Below are 1,883 nucleotides of genomic sequence, written 5' to 3' on the forward strand. Positions count from 1 at the left end.
CTATTGTGTTCATCAGTAGTGGGATTTTTGTTTTTATACTTTAAGGGGGGGAATAATGGGATAGAACCTAGTGAACCTAGTGCCTATCAACTATCAACTATCAGTAGCCTCGTTTAACCCGCCTCACCTAGAAATATTTCAGTATATACCGTAGCGGGCTCGGAAATATTCGTATTATTTTTCAATTATTTGAAGCTAGAGACGCCCGCGTGATGTTCGAAAGGTATACGAGTCCCATTGCTCAAACTATCCCCTCAATTTGTTGATGGCATTGATGACTAGTTGCAGCAAGTGCTCGAGTCTAAGTATGTGGGCTTTCATCGCTCTAAGAAAGTCTGCTTTAGCTGTTGAATATATATCTAGCTCGTGTGATTCACATCTTGTGTCGCAGGTACATTAAAAAAACCAGTATTAATTGCCATCGCCTTCAATTGCAGGGTAGGCAAGCCAAGGGGCAGAAATAATCATAGGGATGTACATTTACTTAGTTCTCTAAATGACTTGTCTTTCATTATCGCGCACAAAGTGATCTGGAAATCAAATTTAGAACAATGCAGATAATGTAAGTGCGCCTTGAGTCGCAAAAACGCCTTATTTACCAAGTTGTCATTAAATTTGATGTCTAATATTTCGTGGTGAAATGTTTGTGCTTGGCTGTTAAGTGTTTTATTGCCGTTTAGTTCATGTTGAAAAACGAGGCCTAAAAGGTGAGCAACTATTTTTTGTCATGTTTTGCTTTATTGTATTATTATCAGTGTCTTGTGGCTGTTTTTAGGAGGGTGGCATAGGCAGTGTTTGGATAGAATTAACATATTATAGCCTTGGTTGTTTAGTATAATTGATTTGAAAACTGATATTTTTTTGTTTAGAGTACTAATCATTTGTGCAGTTATGCACCTAGAGAAGGACGATTTATATGGCTCCCATACTGGAAGTTGAGGGACTCTATAAGGTGTTTGGTGAAGACACCGACCGCGCTTTTACCATGATGGATAAAGGTGCAGATAAAGAACAAGTATTTTCAGAGACTGGACTCACTGTTGGCGTGAATGATGTTTCTTTGTCAATTAACGAAGGCGAGATCTTTGTCATCATGGGCTTATCCGGATCAGGCAAGTCGACGTTGGTGCGGTTATTAAATAGGCTCATTGAACCAACGAAAGGTAATGTTTTACTTAAAGGTAAAGATATCGCTCATATCTCAGCAGAAGAACTAAGAACCGTACGCCGCCAAAATATCTCAATGGTTTTTCAAAACTTTGCACTCATGCCTCACATGACGGTAATCGAAAATGCGGCATTTGGTCTTGAGCTTGCAGGTATCGATCTGGAGTCGAGAAAGAAAAGTGCTATGGAAGCGTTGGAGAGAGTTGGGTTAGACGCCTATGGTGATTTATTCCCTGATGAACTCTCTGGGGGAATGAAGCAGCGTGTTGGGTTGGCTCGTGCTTTGGCTTGCGATCCAGATATTCTATTGATGGATGAAGCCTTTTCTGCACTAGACCCGCTGATTCGAACCGAAATGCAAGATGAGCTAATTCGCCTGCAAAATGATGATAAGCGAACCATTGTGTTCATTTCACATGATTTGGACGAAGCGATGCGAATTGGTGATCGAATTGCAATCATGCAAGGCGGTTCAGTTGTGCAGGTAGGAACGCCTGATGAAATCTTACGTAATCCTGCAAATGATTACGTTGCTGCGTTCTTTAGAGGTGTCAATGTCGCTAGTGCCTTGACGGCAAAAGATATCGCTAAGAAATTCCCAGCAGCAGTATTTAAAAAATCCGAACACGATGGTCCTGCTTCTGCGCTACAACTGCTAACTGACAATGATCGCGAATTCGGCGTTATTGTCGATAAAAGCAACCGATTCTCTGGGG

General features: G+C 41.2%; 1 protein-coding gene. It reads left to right on the forward strand.

The window, feature by feature from the left end:
* Positions 1–916: 916 nt before the first annotated feature.
* Positions 917–1,883 (forward strand): glycine betaine/L-proline ABC transporter ATP-binding protein ProV (gene proV, locus QTO00_RS19080; protein ID WP_331426158.1); only part of this gene is annotated, 967 nt, incomplete at its 3' end.

This window comes from Vibrio sp. M260118 (assembly GCF_036533755.1).
Classification (GTDB): Bacteria; Pseudomonadota; Gammaproteobacteria; order Enterobacterales; family Vibrionaceae; genus Vibrio.